The organism is Acinetobacter sp. YH01019 (assembly GCF_013420285.1).
Classification (GTDB): Bacteria; Pseudomonadota; Gammaproteobacteria; order Pseudomonadales; family Moraxellaceae; genus Acinetobacter; species Acinetobacter gandensis.
In genome coordinates this window covers 1-23,243 of sequence record NZ_VOYM01000061.1, presented here as the reverse complement: position 1 = coordinate 23,243, position 23,243 = coordinate 1, and the positions used below count along the sequence as shown (strand labels likewise).

Annotated in this window: 21 protein-coding genes and 2 pseudogenes; 12 read left to right on the top strand and 11 right to left on the bottom strand. The window is 39.8% G+C overall.

The window, feature by feature from the left end; translation table 11 throughout:
* Window positions 1–562: 562 nt before the first annotated feature.
* Window positions 563–838, bottom strand: coding sequence for a hypothetical protein (locus FTT84_RS13265; RefSeq protein WP_067762855.1), 276 nt, complete (start codon window positions 836–838; stop codon window positions 563–565).
* Between the two features lie 220 nt (window positions 839–1,058).
* On the opposite strand from FTT84_RS13265, the gene FTT84_RS13260 reads away from it, so the two are divergent.
* The gene (locus tag FTT84_RS13260; RefSeq protein WP_067762854.1) at window positions 1,059–1,700 is read left to right on the top strand and encodes a YitT family protein; all 642 of its coding nucleotides are present in this window, start codon (window positions 1,059–1,061) and stop codon (window positions 1,698–1,700) included.
* Window positions 1,701–2,226: 526 nt separating this feature from the next.
* Here the strand turns inward: FTT84_RS13260 and tyrS are convergent.
* The gene (gene tyrS, locus FTT84_RS13255) at window positions 2,227–3,459 is read right to left on the bottom strand and encodes a tyrosine--tRNA ligase (protein WP_162270474.1); all 1,233 of its coding nucleotides are present in this window, start codon (window positions 3,457–3,459) and stop codon (window positions 2,227–2,229) included.
* Window positions 3,460–3,522: 63 nt separating this feature from the next.
* On the opposite strand from tyrS, the gene FTT84_RS13250 reads away from it, so the two are divergent.
* Complete coding sequence (locus FTT84_RS13250; RefSeq protein ID WP_180058659.1) at window positions 3,523–4,650, top strand: anhydro-N-acetylmuramic acid kinase; 1,128 nt, start codon at window positions 3,523–3,525, stop codon at window positions 4,648–4,650.
* Window positions 4,651–4,737: 87 nt separating this feature from the next.
* Here FTT84_RS13250 and FTT84_RS13245 read toward each other — a convergent pair whose 3' ends face one another.
* The 4 genes from FTT84_RS13245 to FTT84_RS13230 all read right to left on the bottom strand — a co-directional run bounded on the left by FTT84_RS13245 (window position 4,738) and on the right by FTT84_RS13230 (window position 9,267).
* Window positions 4,738–6,024, bottom strand: coding sequence for a lytic murein transglycosylase (locus FTT84_RS13245; RefSeq protein WP_218949763.1), 1,287 nt, complete (start codon window positions 6,022–6,024; stop codon window positions 4,738–4,740).
* Window positions 6,025–6,743: 719 nt separating this feature from the next.
* On the bottom strand, window positions 6,744–7,865 hold the full coding sequence (locus tag FTT84_RS13240; protein WP_067762851.1) for a 5-(carboxyamino)imidazole ribonucleotide synthase: 1,122 nt from the start codon (window positions 7,863–7,865) through the stop codon (window positions 6,744–6,746).
* Window positions 7,866–7,892: 27 nt separating this feature from the next.
* Window positions 7,893–8,405, bottom strand: coding sequence for a 5-(carboxyamino)imidazole ribonucleotide mutase (purE, locus tag FTT84_RS13235; RefSeq protein ID WP_067762850.1), 513 nt, complete (start codon window positions 8,403–8,405; stop codon window positions 7,893–7,895).
* Window positions 8,406–8,928: 523 nt separating this feature from the next.
* On the bottom strand, window positions 8,929–9,267 hold the full coding sequence (locus tag FTT84_RS13230; protein WP_067762849.1) for a DMT family protein: 339 nt from the start codon (window positions 9,265–9,267) through the stop codon (window positions 8,929–8,931).
* A gap of 268 nt (window positions 9,268–9,535) precedes the next feature.
* Between FTT84_RS13230 and mpl the strand changes: the two genes are divergently transcribed.
* The gene (gene mpl, locus FTT84_RS13225) at window positions 9,536–10,900 is read left to right on the top strand and encodes a UDP-N-acetylmuramate:L-alanyl-gamma-D-glutamyl-meso-diaminopimelate ligase (RefSeq protein WP_067762848.1); all 1,365 of its coding nucleotides are present in this window, start codon (window positions 9,536–9,538) and stop codon (window positions 10,898–10,900) included.
* 94 nt (window positions 10,901–10,994) lie between these two features.
* Here the strand turns inward: mpl and FTT84_RS13220 are convergent, their stop codons facing one another.
* Window positions 10,995–11,279, bottom strand: coding sequence for a GNAT family N-acetyltransferase (locus FTT84_RS13220; protein WP_180058661.1), 285 nt, complete (start codon window positions 11,277–11,279; stop codon window positions 10,995–10,997).
* 340 nt (window positions 11,280–11,619) lie between these two features.
* Window positions 11,620–11,901 (bottom strand): GNAT family N-acetyltransferase, encoded by a 282-nt coding sequence (locus FTT84_RS13215; RefSeq protein WP_180081425.1) that lies wholly within the window; start codon window positions 11,899–11,901, stop codon window positions 11,620–11,622.
* Window positions 11,902–12,057: 156 nt separating this feature from the next.
* On the opposite strand from FTT84_RS13215, the gene FTT84_RS13210 reads away from it, so the two are divergent.
* Window positions 12,058–13,251, top strand: a complete 1,194-nt coding sequence (locus FTT84_RS13210) for a sugar transporter (RefSeq protein WP_180081423.1) — start codon at window positions 12,058–12,060, stop codon at window positions 13,249–13,251.
* A gap of 299 nt (window positions 13,252–13,550) precedes the next feature.
* Complete coding sequence (locus FTT84_RS13205) at window positions 13,551–14,516, top strand: TerC family protein (RefSeq protein WP_180081421.1); 966 nt, start codon at window positions 13,551–13,553, stop codon at window positions 14,514–14,516.
* A gap of 81 nt (window positions 14,517–14,597) precedes the next feature.
* Here FTT84_RS13205 and FTT84_RS13200 read toward each other — a convergent pair whose 3' ends face one another.
* Window positions 14,598–15,293, bottom strand: coding sequence for a nucleotidyltransferase family protein (locus FTT84_RS13200; RefSeq protein WP_257223419.1), 696 nt, complete (start codon window positions 15,291–15,293; stop codon window positions 14,598–14,600).
* 154 nt (window positions 15,294–15,447) lie between these two features.
* Between FTT84_RS13200 and guaD the strand changes: the two genes are divergently transcribed.
* From guaD to FTT84_RS13185, 3 genes are all read left to right on the top strand, one after another.
* The gene (gene guaD, locus FTT84_RS13195) at window positions 15,448–16,767 is read left to right on the top strand and encodes a guanine deaminase (protein ID WP_180081419.1); all 1,320 of its coding nucleotides are present in this window, start codon (window positions 15,448–15,450) and stop codon (window positions 16,765–16,767) included.
* Window positions 16,768–17,000: 233 nt separating this feature from the next.
* The gene (hpt, locus tag FTT84_RS13190; protein ID WP_067762841.1) at window positions 17,001–17,528 is read left to right on the top strand and encodes a hypoxanthine phosphoribosyltransferase; all 528 of its coding nucleotides are present in this window, start codon (window positions 17,001–17,003) and stop codon (window positions 17,526–17,528) included.
* Window positions 17,529–17,707: 179 nt separating this feature from the next.
* Window positions 17,708–17,965: a GlsB/YeaQ/YmgE family stress response membrane protein gene (locus tag FTT84_RS13185; RefSeq protein WP_067762840.1), complete on the top strand. Its 258-nt coding sequence runs from the start codon at window positions 17,708–17,710 to the stop codon at window positions 17,963–17,965.
* A 57-nt stretch (window positions 17,966–18,022) separates the two neighbouring features.
* Here the strand turns inward: FTT84_RS13185 and FTT84_RS13180 are convergent, their stop codons facing one another.
* Together FTT84_RS13180 and dmeF are read right to left on the bottom strand one after the other, a co-directional pair.
* A complete protein-coding gene (locus FTT84_RS13180) occupies window positions 18,023–18,724 on the bottom strand; it encodes a DsbC family protein (RefSeq protein ID WP_180081417.1) in 702 nt (233 codons plus the stop codon).
* 70 nt (window positions 18,725–18,794) lie between these two features.
* Window positions 18,795–19,801 (bottom strand): annotated as a pseudogene (dmeF, locus tag FTT84_RS13175) (CDF family Co(II)/Ni(II) efflux transporter DmeF).
* A gap of 58 nt (window positions 19,802–19,859) precedes the next feature.
* On the opposite strand from dmeF, the gene FTT84_RS13170 reads away from it, so the two are divergent.
* The 4 genes and pseudogenes from FTT84_RS13170 to FTT84_RS13155 form a co-directional block, all read left to right on the top strand.
* On the top strand, window positions 19,860–20,126 hold the full coding sequence (locus FTT84_RS13170; RefSeq protein ID WP_067762837.1) for a metal/formaldehyde-sensitive transcriptional repressor: 267 nt from the start codon (window positions 19,860–19,862) through the stop codon (window positions 20,124–20,126).
* Window positions 20,127–20,266: 140 nt separating this feature from the next.
* Window positions 20,267–21,424 carry an MFS transporter gene (locus FTT84_RS13165; protein ID WP_067762856.1) on the top strand — a complete coding sequence of 386 codons (1,158 nt, stop codon included), beginning with the start codon at window positions 20,267–20,269 and terminating at the stop codon, window positions 21,422–21,424.
* A gap of 85 nt (window positions 21,425–21,509) precedes the next feature.
* A complete protein-coding gene (locus tag FTT84_RS13160; RefSeq protein WP_180081413.1) occupies window positions 21,510–22,664 on the top strand; it encodes a hypothetical protein in 1,155 nt (384 codons plus the stop codon).
* A 74-nt stretch (window positions 22,665–22,738) separates the two neighbouring features.
* Window positions 22,739–23,243, top strand: a pseudogene (locus FTT84_RS13155) (RNA-guided endonuclease TnpB family protein); the annotation flags it as partial.

Sequence of the window (23,243 nt, the reverse complement as noted above, 5' to 3'; positions counted from 1 at the left end):
TAATTTCGACTGATCAACTAGTAAAAATCCACACAAGTTGTTCTTCATAATCTCTTAATGATCTTTCTAATACCTCGTCAGTATTAGATGCTGGACTTCAATAAACTTAACAACTCAACGCTTCGCGTTTCGTTCGTTTCCGTCTATCTCGTCGGTATGGGGTGCATTCTAGAGCATTTCAGAATCATTGCAACCCCCAATTCACTATATTTTTCACGTATGTATCTTTTATAGTCATTTTTGCTAAAAAAATTGTATTTTTACTTATTTTTTAGCCATTTTTTATAAAAAAAATCATTTTATTTGGGATTTTATTTATTTAAATGATCTCTGAAAGAAAAATACTTTCAGAGTTTTTAGATCTAAGTCACCCACCTTAGTTCAAAAAACAATCTAACCACCCTATCCACCAAATCCTACACTGTAATAAAGTGCTTTTACGTTGCTTAAAGCTTCAAATCCAAGCTAAATAACCTCAAAAAACATTTTTAAATTAAATAGCCATCCTAAACAGTGATCATAATTATTATTCTTTCATCCACTTTTATATATTTAGATACTTTTATTCATACTCGCAGACTAAATATTGCATCACATCTAAAATTGCTTGCTGTTTACCAATAAAGTCTTCTGCGGAAAAAAATAATTTTGCTCGTTTAGGTAATTGCTCACGCACTAATGCAAAGAGTTGATACTTTGCTGCTATATCTAATGCGTCGAATTGTTGCTTGGTTTGTGCAAATAACTGTTGTTTCATCTGCATTGGCTGATATTCAAATAAAAATCTTAATATTTCATCAATTTGTTCATCTTTATTCTGTGTATCGTAATAGCTCATTGACTACTCTTATTTTTCATTTGGACTTATTGTTCCATAAGCCTACTTTTCCCAAAAATCATTTTAATTACATCTATAGTCACTTTTTCTGATGAAGCACATATCATCTAAACAATCACTAATAACGATCATTTAGCAAAATATGGGCTATTTTTCGGCTATAGCAGCATAGAAGCGATAGATTTGATCACTTAGACTGCTTTTTATTTCAGCTATAACCATGCCTGCTCACTTTCCTTCTCGACTAATGCTTTTACTGTCTGGACTTATCTTATTGGCGTTTGGCGTAGTGCTGTCTATCCACTCACAACTCGGCACCTCCCCTATTTCCTCAGTCCCTTATAGTTTTAGCTTTATATTCAACATGAGTGTGGGCACATTAACAGTACTCATGCATATAGTGATGATTGTGCTGCAAATGCTGATTTTAAGATCGCGTTTTCAATGGGTGCAGTGGTTACAACTGCCTATTGGCGTTGTTTTTGGCATATTTATCGATGGGTTAATGTGGCTGACACAAGGTTGGAGCATTGAAAACTACGCTTTACAACTCATAGCTTGCCTCATGAGCTGTTTAATTACGGCCTTTGGCGTATGTTTGGTGGTGAAAGCCAATTTAGTCTTTCTTGCGGCTGAAGGTTTATACCAAGCTATCGCGATCCGCTATCAACTCGAATTCGGTAACTGTAAAACCTATGGAGATATTGTTTTAGTGAGCATTGCGGCACTTGCAAGTTGGATCGTGCTTCATGAAGTGATTGGGGTACGTGAAGGCACTATTATCACCGCACTTTTGGTCGGCACATTAGTGAAACGAATTTTACCAAAATTGAGTTTTATTCAACTCAATGCCAAGGCTTAAAGATTTCGTGCAGCTGTTTTAAATACTACGTTATATAGACACCTTACTATATAGAACAATAAGATCATGAATACCAAAGCTCCCAAAACGGGGGCTTTTTTATGATTAGCACAAATGATAGGTCGATATCGCATGTATAAAAAGATATAGAAATGAAATTGAAGATATAAAAAAGGGAAAGATCTCTCCCAAAATCTCTCCCTTAGAATTGAATCTTTAGTCGATCCATCGTGTAGTTATTATAGTTATCTGTTTACTTCACTAAAAAAAGAGTCCCTTGGGGAAGAGACTGATAAAAAGTGGAGTTATCGTTATGTACCCTCTAGATGGTATATAAATTCTCTAGATGAATAAATCTTATACATAATGTTCAGGAAATGCAACACATTTGGCAAAATTTAAGTATTGTTTTTATAAGGTTTTTTTTGAATTTGCTTATTTATATTATTCATATAACAAATGTATAAAAAAAGCAGGCGGAAGCCTGCTTTTAATTCAATAACTTAACTAAAAATTCAAGAATTTATTAGTCGGTAAAAGTGACTTTTGCAATCGCTTTTTTGCTCGCTTGAATGATTAAAGTTTTGTTTTCTGACACAGCATAACCCGCATCAACCACTTCCCAGTCTACTTTTACCGCACCGCGACCAATTGCATCTTTTGCTTGTGCCGCATTTTTGGTTAAACCAGCTTCACGCAGAATAGACGTGATAAAGATTTCACCACCAAATGCACCACGAGAAATCGTCACTTCAGGTGTACCTTCAGGTAATTCACCCTCTGTAATCAAGTTACCTGCACCTTTATGCGCGTTCGCCGCTGCTTCAGCACCGTGGAATCGTTCAACTAATTCAAGCGCAAGGATTTTCTTCACATCTTGTGGATTACGACCTTCAGCCACTTCTTTGAGCAATACTTGAATCTCTTCAACAGTTTTAAAGCTCAACAAGTCAAAATAACGTTCAATTAATGCATCTGGCATTGAAAGTACTTTTTGGTACATCGCACCCGGTGCATCAAAAACTGCAATATAGTTGCCTAACGATTTAGACATTTTATTTACGCCGTCTAAACCCTCAAGAATAGGCACAGTAATACACACTTGTGCGTCTTGATCATAACGACCTTGTAAGGTACGCCCCATCAACAAGTTAAAGGTTTGGTCTGTACCACCTAACTCAACATCTGCATGCAATGCAACCGAGTCATAACCTTGTACCAATGGATACAAAAATTCATGAATCGCAATTGGCTGATGACTATTATAACGTTTTGTAAAGTCATCGCGCTCTAACATACGTGCTACAGTTTGCTGTGACGCCAACTGAATTAAGTCAGCAGCAGATTTTTCTGCAAACCATTCTGAGTTAAAAACAACTTTCGTTTTTGCAGGATCAAGAATTTTAAATACTTGTTCTTGATATGTTTTTGCGTTTTCTAATACTTTTTCGCGCGACAATGGCGGACGCGTTGCGCTCTTACCCGTTGGGTCGCCAATCATTGCAGTATAGTCGCCAATCAAGAAGTAAACTTCATGACCTAAGTCTTGGAATACTTTTAATTTATTAATTAAAACCGTATGACCTAAATGCAAATCTGGTGCTGTAGGATCAAAACCCGCTTTAATTTTAAGCGGACGGTTTTCTTTTAACTTTTTAAGAAGATCTTCCTCAGAAATAATTTCATGAGTGCCTCGTTGAATGAGGGCAAGTTGTTCTTCAGCCGGCAGGAAATTTGACATCACAAAACCCAAACACATCAGTTATTCAATTTGTGCGATATACTAACACTTTTTCAGCATATTGCAGGCTTAAGAATCATCATGACAGCGATCTATATTGGGGTAATGACCGGCACGAGTATGGATGGTGTCGATATTGTTGCTGCTTCTTTTGATCCTTTAGAGATTCACGCGACACTCACCCTTCCTTTTGATCCAGACCTTCGCGATGAACTCATGGCACTCACTTTGCCAGATGACAACGAAATTGATCGTATGGGTAAAGCCGATGTCGCACTGGCTCAAATGATTGGTCATGGCATCAATGAGATGATTGAGAAAAATCAGCTTGATCGTAGTCAAATCAAAGCCATTGGTTCGCATGGTCAGACTATTCGACATCGTCCTGAACATGGTTTTACTCTGCAAATTGGTGATCCCAATATTATTACTGAGCTCACTCAGCTCCCAGTAATTTCAGATTTTCGCCGTCGTGATATGGCTGCAGGTGGTCAAGGGGCACCGTTGGTACCTGCATTTCATCAAGCGCTCTTCCAACACGATAGTATTCACCGTGTGATATTAAATTTGGGTGGTATTGCCAATGTTAGCATGTTGCCTGCAGGTCAACCTGAAGCCGTGTATGGCTTTGATACAGGTCCAGCTAACATTTTAATGGATGCTTGGTGTGAACGTTATACTGGCCAGCCTTATGATGAAAATGGTAACTGGGCGGCTTATGGTCAACCTATTCGTAGCTTACTCGACCGCCTGCAAGCTCATGAATTTTTTTCTAAAGAACCACCCAAAAGTACTGGTCGTGAAGACTTCAATCTAGAATGGCTTGATGAACAGATTTTGGATTGGCGCGGAGATCTCGAATATGACGAGCTTGAAGATACGCCTGAAAATATTCAAGCAACACTCATGAAACTCACCACACGTGCTATTAAAAAAGCGATTTACCGCTCAGATATGGACACAGGTGAAGTGTATGTCTGTGGTGGCGGTGCATATAACTCACATTTATTGGAGCAGTTGCGCTGGCGTTTACGTAAACATGAATGGACAGTACAAAGTACCGCAGATTTAGGTTTAAGCCCGACTTGGGTTGAAGCGACTGCTTTTGCTTGGTTAGCGATGCGTTTTATAAATCAATTGAGTGGAAACTTACCTAGCGTAACAGGTGCTGCGGGCTACCGCATTTTAGGCACCATCACTGCTGTTTAACCCTCATCTGCATCATTAAAACCAAATAAAAAAGGTCTGCTGAAGCAGACCTTCTTATTACACGCATTACAAAAGAAACCGCTAAAGTTAATTCATCATTGCTTTCGCATTTTCGTTACGGAACGCACGCAAAATTTGTTGACCTGCACGACCTGTCGGACTCAAACCAAGTCGATTTTGTTCCTGACGAATCGCTTGGCGGGTTTTATCACCAATTAACCCATCCACTTTGCCAATGTCATAACCACGATTGAGCAAGAACTGTTGAATTTCACGACGTTCAGCACGTGAAGTACCTGGATCATCAGTTGGCCAAGTTGCCATAATAGCGCCCTTGCCTTGTAAACGATCCGATAAATGCGCAATCGCTAAAGCATAACTTTCTGCCGCGTTATAACTATAAATGGCATCAAAGTTTTTAAACACTAAGAATACTGGGCCACTTGCACCTGCTGGAGCCATCAATCCTGCTTGGCTCGAGCCTGAAAGATTACCTTGAATTAAAGCCGTCCCATCTGCACGAACCAAACCACGACTCATCCAGCTGTCTAAAGACTTTTTATTACGGCGACTTTCTCCACTGATCGACATGCCATCCGGAATTTTGACTTCAAAACCCCACGGTTGACCAGTTTGCCAGCCTCGTTTTTTTAAGAAGTTCGCAGTTGATGCCAAAGCATCGGTAGTACTCGAAACCAAATCACGACGGCCATCGCCATCAAAGTCGACAGCCAACTCTTCATAAGTACTTGGCATAAATTGGGTATGACCAAATGCACCCGCCCATGAGCCTTTCAACTGTGATTCATTTAAATCACCACGCTGCAAAATCCGCATAGCAGCAAAAAACTCACCACGGAAATAACTTTGACGTCGCCCCTCACAGCTCAAGGTACCTAAAGACTGTAATAAAGGATAAGTTCCTGCAATATCACCAAAATTACTTTCCACGCCCCAAACAGCAACCACAGTTTCCGCAGGCACACCATAGGCTGCTGCCACACGGTTTAAGACTTCTCGGTGCTGCGCTAATTTTTGCTGACCGAGTTGCACCCGCTCTTCATCAACTAAACCAGATAAATAATCCCAGATCGGTGTGGAAAATTCGGGTTGATAGTTCAATTTTTCAATGACTGAATAGTCTGGGCTTAAATTTTGCGTATATCGATCATACGTCGAGGCACTCACACCCGCATTGATCGCTTGTGAGCGCAAGTTGGCAAGACAACTTTGAAAATTATTTTTTGGCGCGACGCTATTCATCGCAGGCATGCTTGACGCATTGACGGACTGACCATTAATAATCAACTCGGCATTTGCCTGAGTCATTGCCAAAAAAGCAGTCCCGAAAACAAATCCTAAGTGATGTTTCATACCCTTAATCTTTTTTTGAATTTAAATTGTTGTTTTAACAATAGCAGCTCAAAACAAAAGTTAAAGGTTCAAAACGTAAATTTAAATTCATATTTTCTACTTATTTAAATTCATTTTTAAAATTTGAATTCAAATACAGTTATCCACAAGGAAAATTTTAAATTCATTTATAAAAAAATAGCACTTCAAATTTAAATTCAAAACTTTTAAATTTAAAAATATAAATTCATTAAACCAAAAGTTATCCACAAAAATTTTCTTTCACATTTATTTTTAAAATCAAACTATTATAAAGTCAAAACAACAAATTTTTTGCATTTTAAGCACATCCATTAATTTGAATTCATAGGGTTTAAATTCAAAATATTTTTAATGAATTCATTTTTTCAAATTTAAATTCACAAACTTTGAATTCATTGCTTTGGTTGTAGGTTTTTTGAATTCAAATTCATTGTTTAAATTTAAAAACAAAATTTGAATTCAAAAAGGCATTATTCTTTTTAGATGCTGCCAGACTATACATAGAGCTATAAGCACAACAAAGATGCGATAGTTAACGCAGAATATTTATAAATGACTGAACACTTTATGATCAATGGTTTCTTATCGTTTCACCGATAAACGGTGTGGTATTACAAAGAGGCGCAATAATGCCCGAACTGTAAACATAAAAAAAGCGGCCATTTGCATGACCGCTTTTTTATCATTCAAACTTGCGTTTAAATGCTCATATCTTCGCTAAGTGCCAGTGGATTCGGCAAAATTTTCGCCAATGCACGACATAAAGGCGTCAATTCAGCACTATCATTCGGCATAAGAGTAATGTGACCAATTTTACGACCTTCGCGCTCTGTTTTGTTATACAGGTGCATATGTGCGCCATTGAGCGCCAATACTTCTTCAGACTTCGGATATTGACCAATGATGTTAATCATCACAGTTGGGCGAACCACCTCAGTCGAGCCTAAAGGCAAACCTGCTACAGCACGAATGTGATTTTCAAACTGTGAGCACACAGCGCCTTCAATTGACCAGTGACCTGAATTGTGCACACGTGGTGCCATTTCGTTGGCATACAAACCTTTGTCCGTCACAAACAGCTCTAAGGTCAACACACCCACATAATTCAAATGATTAAGCAGGCGGGTGATGTAGTCTTGCGCTACAGGTTGTAAATCTACACTGTTCGGTGCAGGAACAATAGAGTGTGACAAGATGCCGTTATGGTGGTGGTTTTCAGCCAGTGGCCACGTTTTCACATCACCATCTTGACCGCGTACCGCAATGATTGAAACTTCACGTGAGAAGGTTACAAAGCTTTCGGCAATCAATTCACCCGCGGGGCCAAGTTCCGCCCAAGCTTGGTCGATTTGATCGGCTGTACGCAGTACAAATTGACCTTTACCATCGTAACCACCACGTGAAGTTTTCAGTACGATTGGTAAACCCAGTTCAGCTACAGCAGCTTGCAGGCTTTCCAATGAAGTCACTGCTTTATACGGCGCAACTGGAATCGCCAATTCATCAAATAGTGCTTTTTCAGACAAACGATGTTGAGCAATCGCTAAAGCTTGACGAGGAGGGTGCAAATCTTTGTTTTTGGTCAAAACATCAACATCAGTCAAAGGCGTATTTTCAAACTCTAAGCTGAAAACATCGGCACTGTTGATGAAGTCTTGTAAACCATTTTGTGCTTGCGTCGAAATCACTTGACCCAAAGCAGCGGATGGACAATCTGTGCTGGCTTCAAAGAAGGTACATTGAATGTTTAGTGGAAGCGCTGCTTGCGCCATCATTCGACCGAGTTGGCCACCACCAAAAATACCAATGGTTTTGTTCATAACATCTGTCCCGTATTAAGCTTGGCTTTAGTTTTGACCCGGAATATTTTTGCTAGCAACTTTTTCAGTTTGCGCTGCACGGAAATCCGCAACATTTTTGGCAATCTCAGGGCGTGTTAAACCTAAAATCTGTGCTGCCATAATTGCCGCATTGGTTGCACCAGCTGGGCCAATCGCCAAAGTACCGACTGCAATACCAGCAGGCATTTGTACAATCGAAAGCAGTGAATCTACACCATTTAAAATTGATGATTTAACCGGTACACCCAGTACAGGAAGATCAGTCTTTGCTGCACACATACCTGGCAAATGCGCTGCGCCGCCTGCACCAGCAATAATCACTTGAATCCCACGATCACGTGCAGTTTCAGCATATTCAAATAAACGATCTGGAGTACGGTGTGCAGACACCACTTCCGCTTCAAAAGGGACGCCAAGCTGTTTCAGCATATTGGCAGTGTTTTCTAGCGTTGCCCAATCTGATTGAGAACCCATGATAATTCCAACGAGAGGAGTGTCTTGTGAAGCGGCCGCATTCATTGCAATGTTTCCAGAGATTAAAGTAAGAGAGAGTAAATCTCGACTAGAGCCAAGCTTTAATAAGAACCCCATATTATAGACTGAAAATTCATCTCAATAAAATTTAACGGTTGTCTTTAAAAGAAAACTTCATAATTTTTTTATGAAAATAATTTTATTTTTTTCAATTTTATTAAAACTTTCATTAAATCAATATGTATAAGATGTTTTAAACATGAAATAGCTCTACGTAATTCTCGCTCTAAGTATAAGTACTCAGAGCTTTACTCAAAAGATTCAACTCAACATCAATCTACCTGGAAAAGACTTGAGCCAATTACAGCAACAAAAAGGCGATAATACTCCAATTAACCCTAATGGCTTTTTTTATGAAAATTTTGAATTCTCGAAAAATCAGCCATTGAAGTAAATAATTATATTTTTGACTACGAAGGTTCCACTGCAAGAGACCCTGAGTGGAGTAAAGTACTAAAATGCCCGCAAACACGCATCGGTTAAATGATGAAATACGTATTTGTTAAATTTAAGCGCTGCGAAATACGAAATACACACACCCTAAAAGGCATAAACCCGCCCATAAATAATCCAATTTAAAGGGTTGTTTAAACAGAAAAATCATAAATGGGACAAACACCAATAAAGTCACGACTTCTTGGGTAATTTTCATCTGTCCCAAAGACCATCCATGTTTTGCCAACAAACGCGTTGCTGGAATCATAAAACTGTATTCGAGTAGCGCAATTGCCCAACCAAATAAAATCGCTTGCCACAAAGGCGCATCATGCAAAAACTTGAGATGACCATACCAGGCCAATGTCATAAAACAATTGGAAATCAGCAACAAAAATAGCGCTAAAGACATAAAGGAGCAGACCTGAAAAATTTAGGTTTTATTGTACGGATTTCAGACTTAAATTCAGCATATGTACTGGTTTTTTTCATGCAGTTAGACATCGAAAAAAGGGCAGACCTGTCAAGGAGATTCACCAGCGATTTTTTATCGATGACGATACAAAAAAATCTATCTTTTAGCTAAGACCCTTGCTATGGTTGCTTTCAAATTGAAATAAATCTGACAACAGCCCTAAAAACAAGGTGATGTGTCTATAAAAGAAGTGGAGTAATAAGGAATGCATCTGCATATTTTGGGTATTTGTGGCACCTTCATGGGATCATTAGCACTGCTTGCTCGTGATCTAGGACACAAGGTGACGGGTTCAGACCAAAATGTCTATCCACCCATGTCGACCCAACTTGAAAATGCAGGCATTACCTTAATGCAAGGTTATGACCGCAGCCATTTACAACCGCATCCAGATCTTGTGATTGTTGGTAATGCCATGAAGCGTGGCATAGATGCAGTTGAATATATGCTCAATGTTGGTCTTCCTTATATTTCAGGCCCACAATTCCTTGCTGACCATGTATTACAAGGCAAGCATGTCTTAGGTGTTGCAGGCACACACGGTAAAACGACAACAACGACCATGCTCGCTTGGGTCCTCGATCAAGCAGGTTTAGAGCCAGGCTTTTTGATTGGCGGTGTGCCATTGGGTTTCACTGAGAGTGCACGTTTAGGCGGTGGAAAATACTTCTGTGTTGAAGCAGATGAATACGATTCTGCATTCTTCGACAAACGTTCGAAGTTCGTGCATTATCATCCAAAAACGGCGATTTTAAATAACCTAGAATTTGATCATGCCGACATTTTTGATGATTTGGCTGCGATTCAAAAACAGTTCCATCATTTAGTACGTACGATTCCATCTGAAGGTCGCATCATTGCACCTATTACAGAAACCAATATTGACGAAGTGCTTGAACAAGGTTGCTGGACACCTGTGGTACGAACCAGCCTAGATGCCAATGAAAAGTCTGAACTGTACGCAGAACAACTATCGAACGATGGTTCTCACTTCAAAGTATTACAACACGGTGTGGTAAAAGGTGAAGTTCAATGGAACATGACAGGGCAGCACAGCGTAGCCAATGCTTTGGCGACTATCGCAGCAGCTGAACATGTCGGTGTTTCTGTTGCTACAGCTTGTGAAGCTTTGTCTAATTTTGGTGGTGTAAAACGTCGTATGGAGCTACTAGGCACTATACGTGGCATTGAAGTGTATGACGACTTTGCTCATCACCCAACTGCAATTGATACCACACTGGAAGGTGCACGTAAGCGCTTGGGTGAACGTAAGCTTTGGGCGGTGATTGAGCCACGCTCAAATACCATGCGTATGGGTAGCCATAAAGATGGCCTTGCACATTCTGCACGTTTAGCAGATGAAGTGATTTGGTATCAACCAGAAGGTTTAGATTGGGATCTTGCTCCAGTCATTGCAGCAGCACCTAACAAAGCTGTCGTGGCACGTTCACTTGATGACATCGTTCAAACCATCGTAAGTGAGGCAGGTGAGGGCGATGCTGTGGTGATTATGTCGAATGGCGGTTTTGGTGGTTTACATCAAAAGCTCATTGCAGCATTGAAAGCTTAGCTCAACCAAATGAAATAAAAGGAGCCTGCGAAGCGGGCTTTTTTTATTCTGAGATTTTCAAATAAAATCCAACATGGCTAAACTTTTACATTCTTTAAGCTACAACATCCGCAAAGCTTTTTTCACGTCGGAACATGACTTCAACATAAGAACAGGTAGGCACAATTTTCAATTGTTTCTCTCGAGCAAAGGCTACCAAAGTATCTAACAATACCCGTGCCACACCCTGACCACGCAATGAATCATCGACCCAAGTGTGATTCGCAACAATGGTATGTTCATCCCGCCAAATATAACTAATTTCGGCAATACGTTGACCGTGCTCATTCAGTTGAAAGAATTCGCCCTTTTGACCGTTTTGCTGATACTGAAAAGTCACTGTAATCTCCCTCTGTTTATGAAAAAAATATGTGATGTAACAAACAAATAAGTGTAATTGTACAGAATAAAAACAAGATAAATGAGCTGTTGAAGCACAATAAATCTGTTTCTTTTTCACATTAATTTAAAAATAACACTAATCACACTCGCCGGATTTTTCTTATGGATTTTTATACACTCGCAATCTTGGTATTGCTTATCGCTGCAACATTACTGATTATTTCAATGTTTAAATCACGCTATTAAAAGCAACTAAACAAATCATGTACAACATCAAAAAAAGCCTGTTTCATACATGAACAGGCTTTTTTTTATTATGCCGCTTTTCACAAATTGAATTAGCGTAAAACATCGCGAATAGATTCATCTTTATCAAAGACGGATTTAGCAAAAGGGCACAGTGGAATAATTTTTACCTGTTTCTCTCGGGCGAAATTTACTGCAGCATCCAATAAATGACGTCCAACACCTTGCCCTCTCAAGCTGTCACTGACATCTGTATGATCAATAATGAATTTGTCCTCTCCAGCCCAGGAATATGTCATTTCAGCTAAACGCTCACCATCTTGCTCAATAAGAAATGCGCCTTTGTTTTGGTCATCTTGTTGTTGTACGAACATCTATCTCATCCTCTGATTTTTCTATAAATTCGCATTTTAATCGCTAAAATACTGTTGCTTTTGTATTACTTCTAATTATACCTGCACCTACTTAAGCATTTCCCTCGCTCGTAACTCGCATTAAAATATGGTTTATCTTATTAAGCGAAGACAATCATGTCTGCTTCTCCCTCCGAAACACCATCATCAGGTTCATGGATCTGTGTGATTGCCCTGGCATTTGCCGCGTTTATTTTTAATACCACTGAATTCATCCCTGTTGCCTTACTCAGTGATATAGGTCAAAGCTTCAGTATGGCAGCCACTGATGTTGGCATTATGATTACCCTTTATGCTTGGGTGGTTGCACCAATTTCTTTACCCATCATGCTACTGACCAAAAACATTGAGCGGCGCTTCTTATTAATCAGTTTGTTTACTGTGTTCATCGTGAGTCATGTGTTGTCCTATTTTGCATGGAGTTTTAACACACTACTCATCAGTAGGATTGGTATTGCATTTTCACATGCATTATTTTGGTCTATTACTGCATCACTTGCTGTGCGCGTCGCACCCAAAGGCAAAGAGTTTCAGGCCTTAGGTTTATTGGCAACAGGAACAGCCTTGGCCATGGTCCTCGGTATTCCATTTGGCCGTATGGTCGGAGAAGCCTATGGCTGGCGCAATACCTTTGCCTTAATTGCTATTGGCGCAACGGTTGTTTGCCTGATTCTTGCCAAGACCTTACCAAAATTGCCAAGCGTGAACTCAGGCTCTCTCAGTAGTTTAAAACTATTGATCAAACGCCCTAGTCTGATGATGGTATTCGCATTAACCATCATTGTGATCACAGCACAATTCACCGCTTATAGTTATATTGAACCCTTTGCCCTCAATATTGCTCATTTCAGCTCAATGCAAACCACCACATTATTGTTAATCTTTGGTGCAGCAGGCTTTATTGGGTCATATTTATTTGGAAAATTTGGTGGAAAATATCCTAAATTGGCGATTCCGCTGTGTACTGCAATCCTTGCAATCGCCATGTTATTGCTATGGCCCTTAGCCTCAAGTTTTAGCGGTATCAGCACTGTCTGTTTACTTTGGGGTATGAGCATTATCGGCTTTAGTTTGGCATTACAGTCTAAAACCTTAAATTTAGCGTCTGATGCTACAGATGTTGCGATGGCCATTTATTCAGGTTTGTACAATGTCGGCATTGGCGGTGGGGCACTCTTAGGCGGAATGGTTAGTGTACACATTGGCTTGAGTTACATCGGCCTGATTGGCGGTGTGATCGCGGTAATGGGTACTGTATTGGCATTCGTATTAGTACAACGTGCTGATTTTAAAACTTTAGAGCAAAATTAGATATTTTGTAAAACCACATTGCACTCATGTTAAAAAACTGTCATGCTTCGCCGCATATTTGGACAAAGTCCAAAACAGAATTTGAACAAGGGGAGTAGCCTCCTCCAAGCGTAAATTCCGATTTACGTGTCAGAATATCGTCATTACACTTTGCAAAAAGTCGGTATCTGAGCATCTCACTGCAAAACATTACAGTAAGATGTAGGCAAGACCTTGATCATGTTGTCTCAGACGTTTTATTGCGTCTGGCAACTGGTCAAGGTTTTTTTATGGCTGGTTGTTGGATGTGGAGAATACACATGGAAACGATCGGCACCTTGTGGCTGTATCTGGCATTTTTCGGTTTAGTTGCCGTAATGCTTCTTATCGACTTTTTAGGCTTTAAAAATAACCAAGGCCAAGAGGTTAAAGTTAAAACTGCTGCCTATTGGAGTATTGCTTGGGTATCTGTGGCAACTTTATTCGGCGGAGCACTTTGGCTTTACTTACAACAAACCGCTGGTGTTGCCATCGCAAACACCAAAGTCATGGAATACTTTGCAGGTTATTTATTAGAAAAATCCCTCGCAATTGATAACGTATTCGTTTGGCTGATGATTTTTGCAGCCTTCGCTATTCCACCTGCATTACAACGTAAATTATTGCTATATGGTGTACTTGGTGCGATTGTACTACGCACAATTTTTATTTTTATTGGTGCGTGGTTCGTTCAAGAGTTCTCTTGGGTGCTGTATATCTTCGGTGCGTTCTTGGTATATACCGGCTTTAAGTTCCTAAAAGGTCAGGACGAAGAAGAAACCAATATTGAAGACATGGCCATTTTAAAATGGTTACGTAAGCACATGCGCATAACCCCACAAATGCATGAAGACAAATTCTTTGTCCGCCAAAATGGCATGCTTTGGGCAACGCCTTTGTTCTTGGTGCTAATTTTAGTCGAAGCTTCTGATGTGATTTTTGCAGTCGACTCAATCCCTGCGATTTTTGCGGTAACGTCTGATCCATTTATTGTATTAACTGCAAACTTAATGGCAATTTTAGGTCTGCGTGCGATGTTCTTCTTATTGTCTGGTGCTGCATCTAAAATGCATTACTTACCGTATGGCCTGGGCATCATCTTAGTGTTTATTGGTGGTAAAATGCTGCTGCTGGATGTATTCCACATGCCAATTTGGATTTCACTCGGTTTTATTGTGATTACACTTACAATTACCGCTTGGCTGTCTATTCGACACAGTAAAAAGTACAACGAGACTACGCTTTAAGTACCTAGCTTCAACCGATATTTAAGCGAATAAATAAAAAGCCTTCCTACAATTGGAGGGCTTTTTTAGTATTGATCGATCTTAATTTGATAGGCCATTTCCAACCCAATTTTCAACATCAGCATCTACAAGGCTGAGCTTAGGCCAACGTTGCATCCATTGTTTAGAAACCACTCGCTGCTGAAATACGGTAAGACTCACCAAACATGGATTCCAACGCAACTTGAGCTCAAATAAATCGTTCAGACTAAAGGGCGCGATAATTTCAATGTCTTGCTCCGCATTTAATTTCACCGCCACAGCAGTCGCGGTTTCAGGCCAAAGCGACAAAGCATGCTCAATTGATTTGAGCGGCTGAATAGGCTCACCATTGTCTAAACGATACCAATGATGCACCAAAGCTTGGTTGGTCACATCCCACTGTATCAATGGAAAGAAAGACTGCATTTCTTTTTGGATCTGATGACTATGAGCACCGTTATCCTCAGCATCATAAAATATGATATCCACCTCAGTATGGGAAAGTGTATAGCTGTGTTGGTGTAGCACTGACCACAGCATATTTCGAATTACACCTGCGGCAATATACGCACTGGCATCCACCAAATAAAGCTGCTTTAAAATAGACATGATGCCGTCATGTTGCTGAATCAGTTGCTGCAAGCGCTCAACATACGTGGCTTCAAGCTGTGATTGATTCACAGGATGCATTGGATAGGACATAGATACACGGTTGAATTCTATTCTTTGATTCGATTTAGCCTGACACAAGCGCATTGATTTAATCAATCGCTTTGAAAAAATGACATGCTCTCGACATACATTAATGGCTGTTCGATGTTTTAGAACATGATCCTCTAATTACAGCAACGCCTTTTCTAGCCAAATTAAGCTACAATCAACCGAAAAAATTCTAAACTGCAGGTATGTCATGTCTTCTGTTATCGCATCAACCGCAATTCGCGGCCGCTTCCTAGATATTCAGAATACAGTTGCCCAAGCACGTGAAATTCACGACCAAGTGCGCTATTTCGAAGATGGTTTGCTAATTACGCAAGCCGGAAAAATTCAATGGTTCGGTCCATGGTCTGATGGCCAACACCATCTCCCAGATCAGGTTGAAGTACAGCATTATTCCGATCAATTGATTGTTCCGGGTTTCATCGATACCCATGTTCATTATCCACAAACGGAAATGATGGGAGCTTATGGTGAACAGCTACTGGAATGGCTCGATACCTATACCTTTCCAACTGAAATCCAATTTGAAGATCCGGCTTATGCAGAGCAAATTGCACAGTTCTTTGTAAACGAGTTACTCAAAAACGGAACCACAACAGCCCTTGTTTTTTGTACCGTTCATCCACAATCGGTCGATGCTTTATTTCAAGCCGCTGAACAGCATCAAATGCGTTTAATTGCAGGCAAGGTTATGATGGATCGTCATGCCCCTGAAGCATTATGTGACACAGCTGAGAGTGGCTACAACGACTCTAAAGCACTCATCGAAAAGTGGCATGGCAAGGGCCGTAACCTGTATGCCATCACGCCTCGCTTTGCCCCAACCTCAACGCCTGAGCAATTGACACGGGCAGGGGAGCTAAAAGCCGAGTATCCTGATGTCTATGTACATACGCATTTGAGTGAAAATAAAAATGAAATCGCGTGGGTCAAATCATTATTCCCTGAGCAAAACGGCTATTTAGACGTTTATCATCATTATGGTCTGACCGGATCACGTTCCGTGTTTGCGCACTGCGTGCATTTACAAGACAGCGAATGGGACTGCATGCATGCCACTGATTCAGCCATCGCATTTTGCCCTACGTCGAATCTATTTTTAGGCAGTGGCTTATTTCCATTGAAAAAGACTTGGGAAAAACAAGTCAAAGTAGGACTGGGCACAGACATTGGTGCTGGCACCTCTTTTAACCAACTGCAAACCATCAATGAAGCATATAAAGTACAACAGCTCCAAGGGGAAAAGTTATCTGCCTTTGAAGCCTTATATCACGCCACTTTAGGCGGCGCAAAAGCACTTGATTTAGATGGCAAACTCGGCAATTTCAATATCGGTAAAGAAGCTGATTTTGTTGTGCTCGATTTAAAAGCTACAGCTTTACAAGCCTTACGTCAGCAACGCGCTAAAAATCTGGAAGATGCACTTTTCGCCCTGATGCTGATGGGCGATGACCGTAATATTCATGCCACCTATGTGTACGGACAATGTGCCTATGTCAAACAAAACTAGCCAAGATCCACACATTGCAAAGCATGCCAAAACATACATTAAATGGGGGCTGTTTTTGCTCGGTTGTGCCTGCTTACTCAAGCGTGATAGTACTTCCAAGCCAAACTGATTACATTTTCAGCAGCAAAAAAGATGCATCTGTGAGCCAGATGTATTAAAATTGGATCATCTTTAGAGGTGTTGCAAGTCAACACCTTTTTTATTTTTTGATTTGCTTTTTTAGGTATCTACCCATGTCTGTTCAAATGAGCGTACTGATTTCCACTGAAGAAATTCAAGCTAAAGTGAAAGAGCTTGGCGCAACCATTGATGCACACTATGCTAACAGCGACAAAGAGTTGGTGTTAATTGGCCTTTTACGCGGTTCTGTGATTTTCATGGCGGATTTATGCCGTGCAATTTCTAAACCACACGAACTAGATTTCATGACGGTATCTAGCTACGGCGGTGGTACGGTATCAACGCGTGATGTAAAAATCTTAAAAGATTTAGACGGCGACATCCAAAACAAAGATGTTTTAGTGGTGGAAGATATTATTGACTCAGGTAATACCCTAAGCAAAGTTTTAGAAATTTTAAAAACCCGCAATCCAAACTCAATTGAATTATGTACGTTGGTGAGCAAGCCATCACGCCGTGAAATTGAACTTGATGTAAAATTTTTAGGCTTTGAAGTAGAAGATAAATTTATTGTTGGTTATGGCCTGGACTATGACCAAAAATATCGCCATATTCCATTTATTGGTGAAATTGGTCTTTAATACAGATCAGATACTTAAGAGTGGCCGAAGGCCACTTTTTTTATTTTTGGTCGTGTATTTTGAACAAAAAAACAACAGTTTTTAGCATGATCAGCCTATTGATCAAATTCAAATTGGCAGATTATAGAATCTGAACATGTCGTAAAAAACAAATACATGATAACAAAAGGAGAGTTACTATGTGGTCACTCATTGTTGCGATTGTCGTTGGTTTTATTGCTGGTTTAATCGCACGTGCGATCCATCCTGGAGATGACAAAGCCGGCTTCCTTATGACCACTGTACTAGGGATTGCGGGTTCCTTACTTGCCACCTTTGGGGGACGAGTATTAGGTCTATACGGTGAAAATTCTGCTGCTGGTTTTATTGCGTCCGTCATTGGCGCGATTGTCATTCTGTTTATTTATAATTTAGTGACTAAAAAAACCCGTGCTTAATTCAAAAAACATCAGTTAAAAAATACCCGTATTCAACGGGTATTTTTTTGCAAAAAATTAGGGTTGTGCTTCTTTCAACATATCCTCTAATTCAGCAGCAGGAGAGGCACCTGTAACGATCGCCCCATTGGCAAATACGATACCCGGAGTACCGCCCAATTTCAGGCTTTTAGCTAGTTTTAAATTACGTTCAATTGGGTTAGCGCAGCTCTTGCTAGACTTGGGCTGAATACCTTTGACGATTAAATTATTCCAGGCCAATTCTGGGCTAGCTTCACAAAAAACTTGCTTTGATGGTGTAACTGATTGCGGCTTCAATGCTGTGACAAAAGTATAAATAGTAATGTCATTGAGTTTAGCCAACTCTAATTCAAGACGTTTACAATATGGGCAATTTGGGTCAGAAAAGATCGCAATCTGACGTTTTCCATTCCCCCTTACGCTTTTAATCGCATCTTGAAAGGGTAGTTTATTCCAATCCGTTTTTTGTTGATTCATCATCAATTGTTTGGTCAGGTTTTTCTGATCTTTTAGACGAATCATCGAACCTGCGATAATGTAATCTGCATTTTCACTGACATAAATCACCTGATCTTCAACGAAGCCACTATATACTCCGGGCATCTCAGTCGTTTGAATATTTTCAATTTTTAAACTTGGGTGTTTCTGCTGCAATTGTTTTTGTACAGCATTTACGTCAGCAAAAGTGAGGCTAGTCGCAGTGGCTAACACCATCAATGCACAAAGTTGTTTAATCATCTATTTAACACATTTATAGAAATATTTGCTGTCATTCTATGTCGAAATAAAAACTTGTCTTCAAATTTTTTCACATGCTTACGCAAACGCCACAACTGGTTTCACGTGGAACATCTAAGCAATACAGGGTTGATTAATTTCTACCGAGATATGCACAATTTCCTCATGAATTGATAGGGCTGTACGAACTTGGTCAGCAGTAAGCGCATCTTGTGTTTCAAGAGCAACGATACATGAAAATTGCCCTTTCGCCACTTTCCAAACATGTAAGTCGGTCACCATAACAGGCGCTGGTAAATCTTGCAAAACCTCACGAATTTCAGCGACAACAGGATGATTCATTTCTGCATCTAATAAAGTCTGTGCTGTTTCTTTGATTAAAGCAAAAGCCCATTTTCCAACTAAAATTGCGCCTACAATTCCTAATACAGCATCAAGAAAGCTCCAACCTAGCCATTTTCCTGCAAATAAAGCAACGATCGCCAGTACCGATGTCACTGCATCAGCAACCACATGCATAAATGCAGCTTTTTGATTTAAATCATGATGCTGCCCATGCTCAGGCTGCAAGTCATGATGACTATGTTTATGTTCATGGTGATGGTGATGGTGATGGTGATGGTGATGGTCATCATGCAACAACCATGCACAGATTAAATTCACCACCAAGCCTAAAATCGCAATCGGTATCGCCTCGTTATAATGAATCTGAACAGGATTAAATAAACGTTCAACCGAATGGAATGCCATAAACAATGCCACGACCATCAAGAGTATGGCACTGCTATATCCCGCTAAAATTTCAATTTTCCATGTACCAAAACTAAAACGACTGTCTTTTGCATAATAACCTGCTGCACGGTAAGCAAAATAAGCTAAACCTAGAGCCAACATGTGCGAACTCATGTGCCAACCATCTGCCAAGAGTGCCATGGAATTAAAAATCCATCCTCCAATGACTTCTAGAAACATCATGACTGCCGTTAAAATGGTGGCAAGCAAAATACGTTTTTGCGCGAGTGGATTTCCTTCATCAAATTGGTGATGATGGATTCTGACCGATGGGGAATGACTCATAATCTTTTTATGCTTAAATATACTCCCCCATAGTATATTTATTTTCGGGAGAATTGTATTGAGCCATTTACATCAAGACAAAAAAATATTGAATCGAGTAAAGCGCTTACAAGGACAAATCAATGCGGTAGATCAAGCCTTACAACAACCAGAAGCAGGTTGTATTGAGGTTTTACAACAGGTCGCAGCGATTAAAGGTGCAATCAATGGATTGATGAATGAATTAATCGAAGCACATTTGCGCCATCATGTTTTACCTGAAGGTGTGTCCATCAATGAGCAAGAATTAGAAGAGTTTATGACATTAATAAAACGTTATGGATAAGTTTTGCGCAGATTGATTGACCTAAGTGAAACATTCCTTTTACACTCTTAGGCTCTCTCTCCCTTCCAATATAGATTGTTTTACTGTCTATATAATGCGACCTAAACATGACGACAAAAGCTTCATGGCGACCCTTTTTAATGGTCAGCCTTGCACTCTGTATGGGTACAATTGGTACCGCACTAGCAAGTCCACTGTATCCGATTTACCAGCAACTATGGGGGCTGCTGCCGAGCCACATCACCTATATTTTTGTCGCGTATATGTTTGGGTGCTTGGCAACCTTGCTTTTTCTAGGGCGTACCAGTAACAGTATTGGTTTTCTGCGAACGCTACAAATTGGCTTAGGTTTTATTGTACTTGGGCTGACATTGTCAGTTTTTGCTGAAAACGCACTGTGGTTATCTATCGGGCGTTTTATCATTGGTATCGCTTCAGGACTGATTAGCACTTCGGCAATGCTAGGTTTGGTCTATACTATTCCAGAACAACATAAACAAAATGCGCCACAATTTAGTTCAATCATCACTGTTATCGGTTTTGGATTAGGTCCGTTCATTGGTGGCTTGATCGCACAATTTTCAACCGCGCCATTAATCACTCCCTATATTCCAGTGATCTTAGGTGGGATTGCTTGTTTAATCGGCCTATTTTTGATTAAAACTCCGTCTTTTGAACCTCAACCTTTCTCAATCGCGCCTCATCTTGAATTACCTGAACCTCAGTTTAAAGCTCGCTTTTATATTGCGGGTTTAACTGCTTTTTGTGCATTTGGATCTTTTAGTTTATTTGCTTCACTTGCTCCGTCATTCGTTAAAGAAGCCATACCTTGGCACGGGCCTTTAGTCAGTGGTTCAGCCATCGCCAGTATTTTATTGGTTTCTGCCTTAGTTCAGTTTTTTGCTAAATCATTTGAACCCGCAAAATGTGTAAATGCCGGTTTAATCGTGCTGATCTGTAGTTATGTTCTACTTGCACTCTGTATGACACTGCATTGGAGCAGTTTATTCTTCATCAGTGATATTTTGGTGGGTGTTGGGCATGGACTTGGATTATTGGGTGCATTTGGGCTTGTCCATCAAATGACACGTCCCGAGAATCGAGCTGCGGTTATATCAACATATTTATTTATCGGTTACTTAGGTACGATCATTCCAATTATTGCCGCAGGCTATTTGTCGGATCACTTTGGTTTAATCGCAGGCGTACTCGGTTTTTGTATTGGCGTGGGACTACTTTGTTTGCTGTTGCTCGTGTGGCAGAAAAAACTAGATTCCCGCATACCAGCTAAAAAATAATTCGCCTCCACAATTCGTGCTGCTTTTGTGAACAGATACATTTTTTCAGGTAAGATCGCTCAGTGTCTTTTTAAAATTACTGAATATGCTCATTATTAAATGCGATATTGATCTAACTAAAAATAAAATTGTGGCGAAAAGCAATTACGGGGATATACGTTATATTTTACCTAACCAAGATATTCCCGCTTTAAAGCTCTATGATTTTGCGATGTGGGGATTTCTACCGATTGCTATGCGCTTAGGCTTGAATATACATATTCAAGGCAGCTTATCAATCCAATCTATTGAATCAGCACAACTCGTCTCAAAAGTGTGGGCCAGTTGGTTACCGAACTTATATCAGGCTGTACAAATTACAGCAGAGAGTATTATCCATCAGCCACAATCAGAACAGTCTCAACAAAACCTGACTTTTTTTAGCGGTGGCATAGATTCAACTTTTAGTTCATACAGCCACTTTTTAAAACACGGCAAAGACTCAGATTGTTTAACTGTACATGGTATGGATTATAAGTTTGATGATCATGCAAAATTTGAAGCCTTACTCGATCAAACAGCAGCATTTCGAAAGGAAGTTTTTAACACGAGCCATATCATTCAAACCGATGCCTATAACTTATACAGTAAATATGGATGTAACCCTAAAGGCTCACATGTAACACATATATTCTCTTTATTTTCATGTGCAACACTCTTTAATAAATATCAACACTATCGCATTGCAGCAGATTACAGGCTCGATCAGCAATTTTTCGTTCATCCTTACGGCTCAAACACAGCAACCAATCGATTAATGAAGAATCATAATGCCGATTTAACCACATTGGATGACCATGTCACACGGGCACAAAAAACTGCCTTTTTGAATCAATCTCAACTGGATTTAAGTACTTTATCAATTTGTGTAGATTATTCTGCGCGGCCTAAAAACTGTGGAAAATGTAGTAAATGCATGAGAACAAAAGCAATGTTTTATGCAATTGATTCAAAAATTCCAGAAATTTTTGTTGATACCCAATTTAATCAAGATTGGTTTCAAGCTATTCCATTTCATTCAAAATTAAACCGTGCTTTCATTTTTGATATTTTAGCGACTGTCGAAAGCGCATCTAAACAAGATGAATTTCCTGGGTATTCTAAGCTTAAAAATAAAGTGACAGCCGCTTCAAAACGAGCTGAAGTAAACCCATTTTATCAAATGGAGCGTAAAACTCTGTCCTTCAGGTCAGAGATATAAGCGACACGACATGAAGTGTCGTTTGATTTAACTAAGGACTATTTTTCTTGAGTTTTGATTGTTAATATAAGTACATGAAAACCCTTAAATTACGTATAAAAGACAAACATTGCAAGGTGTTAGACCAACTAGCATCAGAAGTGAACTTTGTCTGGAATTATGTCAATGATTTAGGGTTTAGGCATTTGAAGCGGAAAGGTGAATTTCTCTCTGCTTTTGATATTGCCAAATATACGAAAGGCACATCCAAAGAATGTAATTTACATAGTCAAACCATTCAGGCTGTAACTGAAGAATTAGTCACCCGAAGAAAGCAATTTAAAAAGGCAAAGCTGAAATGGCGTGTCAGCAATAAAAAATCAGCAAGGCGCTCTTTGGGATGGATTCCCTTTAAAAAGGTGGCTATCAAATATGCCAATGGATATGTCCAGTATGGAAAACACCAATTTAAGCTTTGGGATAGCTACGGTTTAAGCAAATACACGTTAAAAACAGGTTCATTTGTAGAGGATAGCCGTGGGCGTTGGTATGTATGTCTTGTTGTTGAATCGCCTAAGCAAGATAAATCGACAGCAACCA

Coding starts and splice junctions, on each gene's coding strand:
- FTT84_RS13265 (WP_067762855.1), bottom strand. CDS start 838: ATGAGCTATTACGATACACAGAATAAAGATGAACAAATTGATGAAATA.
- FTT84_RS13260 (WP_067762854.1), top strand. CDS start 1,059: ATGCCTGCTCACTTTCCTTCTCGACTAATGCTTTTACTGTCTGGACTT.
- tyrS (WP_162270474.1), bottom strand. CDS start 3,459: ATGTGTTTGGGTTTTGTGATGTCAAATTTCCTGCCGGCTGAAGAACAA.
- FTT84_RS13250 (WP_180058659.1), top strand. CDS start 3,523: ATGACAGCGATCTATATTGGGGTAATGACCGGCACGAGTATGGATGGT.
- FTT84_RS13245 (WP_218949763.1), bottom strand. CDS start 6,024: ATGAAACATCACTTAGGATTTGTTTTCGGGACTGCTTTTTTGGCAATG.
- FTT84_RS13240 (WP_067762851.1), bottom strand. CDS start 7,865: ATGAACAAAACCATTGGTATTTTTGGTGGTGGCCAACTCGGTCGAATG.
- purE (WP_067762850.1), bottom strand. CDS start 8,405: ATGAATGCGGCCGCTTCACAAGACACTCCTCTCGTTGGAATTATCATG.
- FTT84_RS13230 (WP_067762849.1), bottom strand. CDS start 9,267: ATGTCTTTAGCGCTATTTTTGTTGCTGATTTCCAATTGTTTTATGACA.
- mpl (WP_067762848.1), top strand. CDS start 9,536: ATGCATCTGCATATTTTGGGTATTTGTGGCACCTTCATGGGATCATTA.
- FTT84_RS13215 (WP_180081425.1), bottom strand. CDS start 11,901: ATGTTCGTACAACAACAAGATGACCAAAACAAAGGCGCATTTCTTATT.
- FTT84_RS13210 (WP_180081423.1), top strand. CDS start 12,058: ATGTCTGCTTCTCCCTCCGAAACACCATCATCAGGTTCATGGATCTGT.
- FTT84_RS13205 (WP_180081421.1), top strand. CDS start 13,551: ATGGAAACGATCGGCACCTTGTGGCTGTATCTGGCATTTTTCGGTTTA.
- FTT84_RS13200 (WP_257223419.1), bottom strand. CDS start 15,293: ATGCGCTTGTGTCAGGCTAAATCGAATCAAAGAATAGAATTCAACCGT.
- guaD (WP_180081419.1), top strand. CDS start 15,448: ATGTCTTCTGTTATCGCATCAACCGCAATTCGCGGCCGCTTCCTAGAT.
- hpt (WP_067762841.1), top strand. CDS start 17,001: ATGTCTGTTCAAATGAGCGTACTGATTTCCACTGAAGAAATTCAAGCT.
- FTT84_RS13185 (WP_067762840.1), top strand. CDS start 17,708: ATGTGGTCACTCATTGTTGCGATTGTCGTTGGTTTTATTGCTGGTTTA.
- FTT84_RS13180 (WP_180081417.1), bottom strand. CDS start 18,724: ATGATTAAACAACTTTGTGCATTGATGGTGTTAGCCACTGCGACTAGC.
- FTT84_RS13165 (WP_067762856.1), top strand. CDS start 20,267: ATGGTCAGCCTTGCACTCTGTATGGGTACAATTGGTACCGCACTAGCA.
- FTT84_RS13160 (WP_180081413.1), top strand. CDS start 21,510: ATGCTCATTATTAAATGCGATATTGATCTAACTAAAAATAAAATTGTG.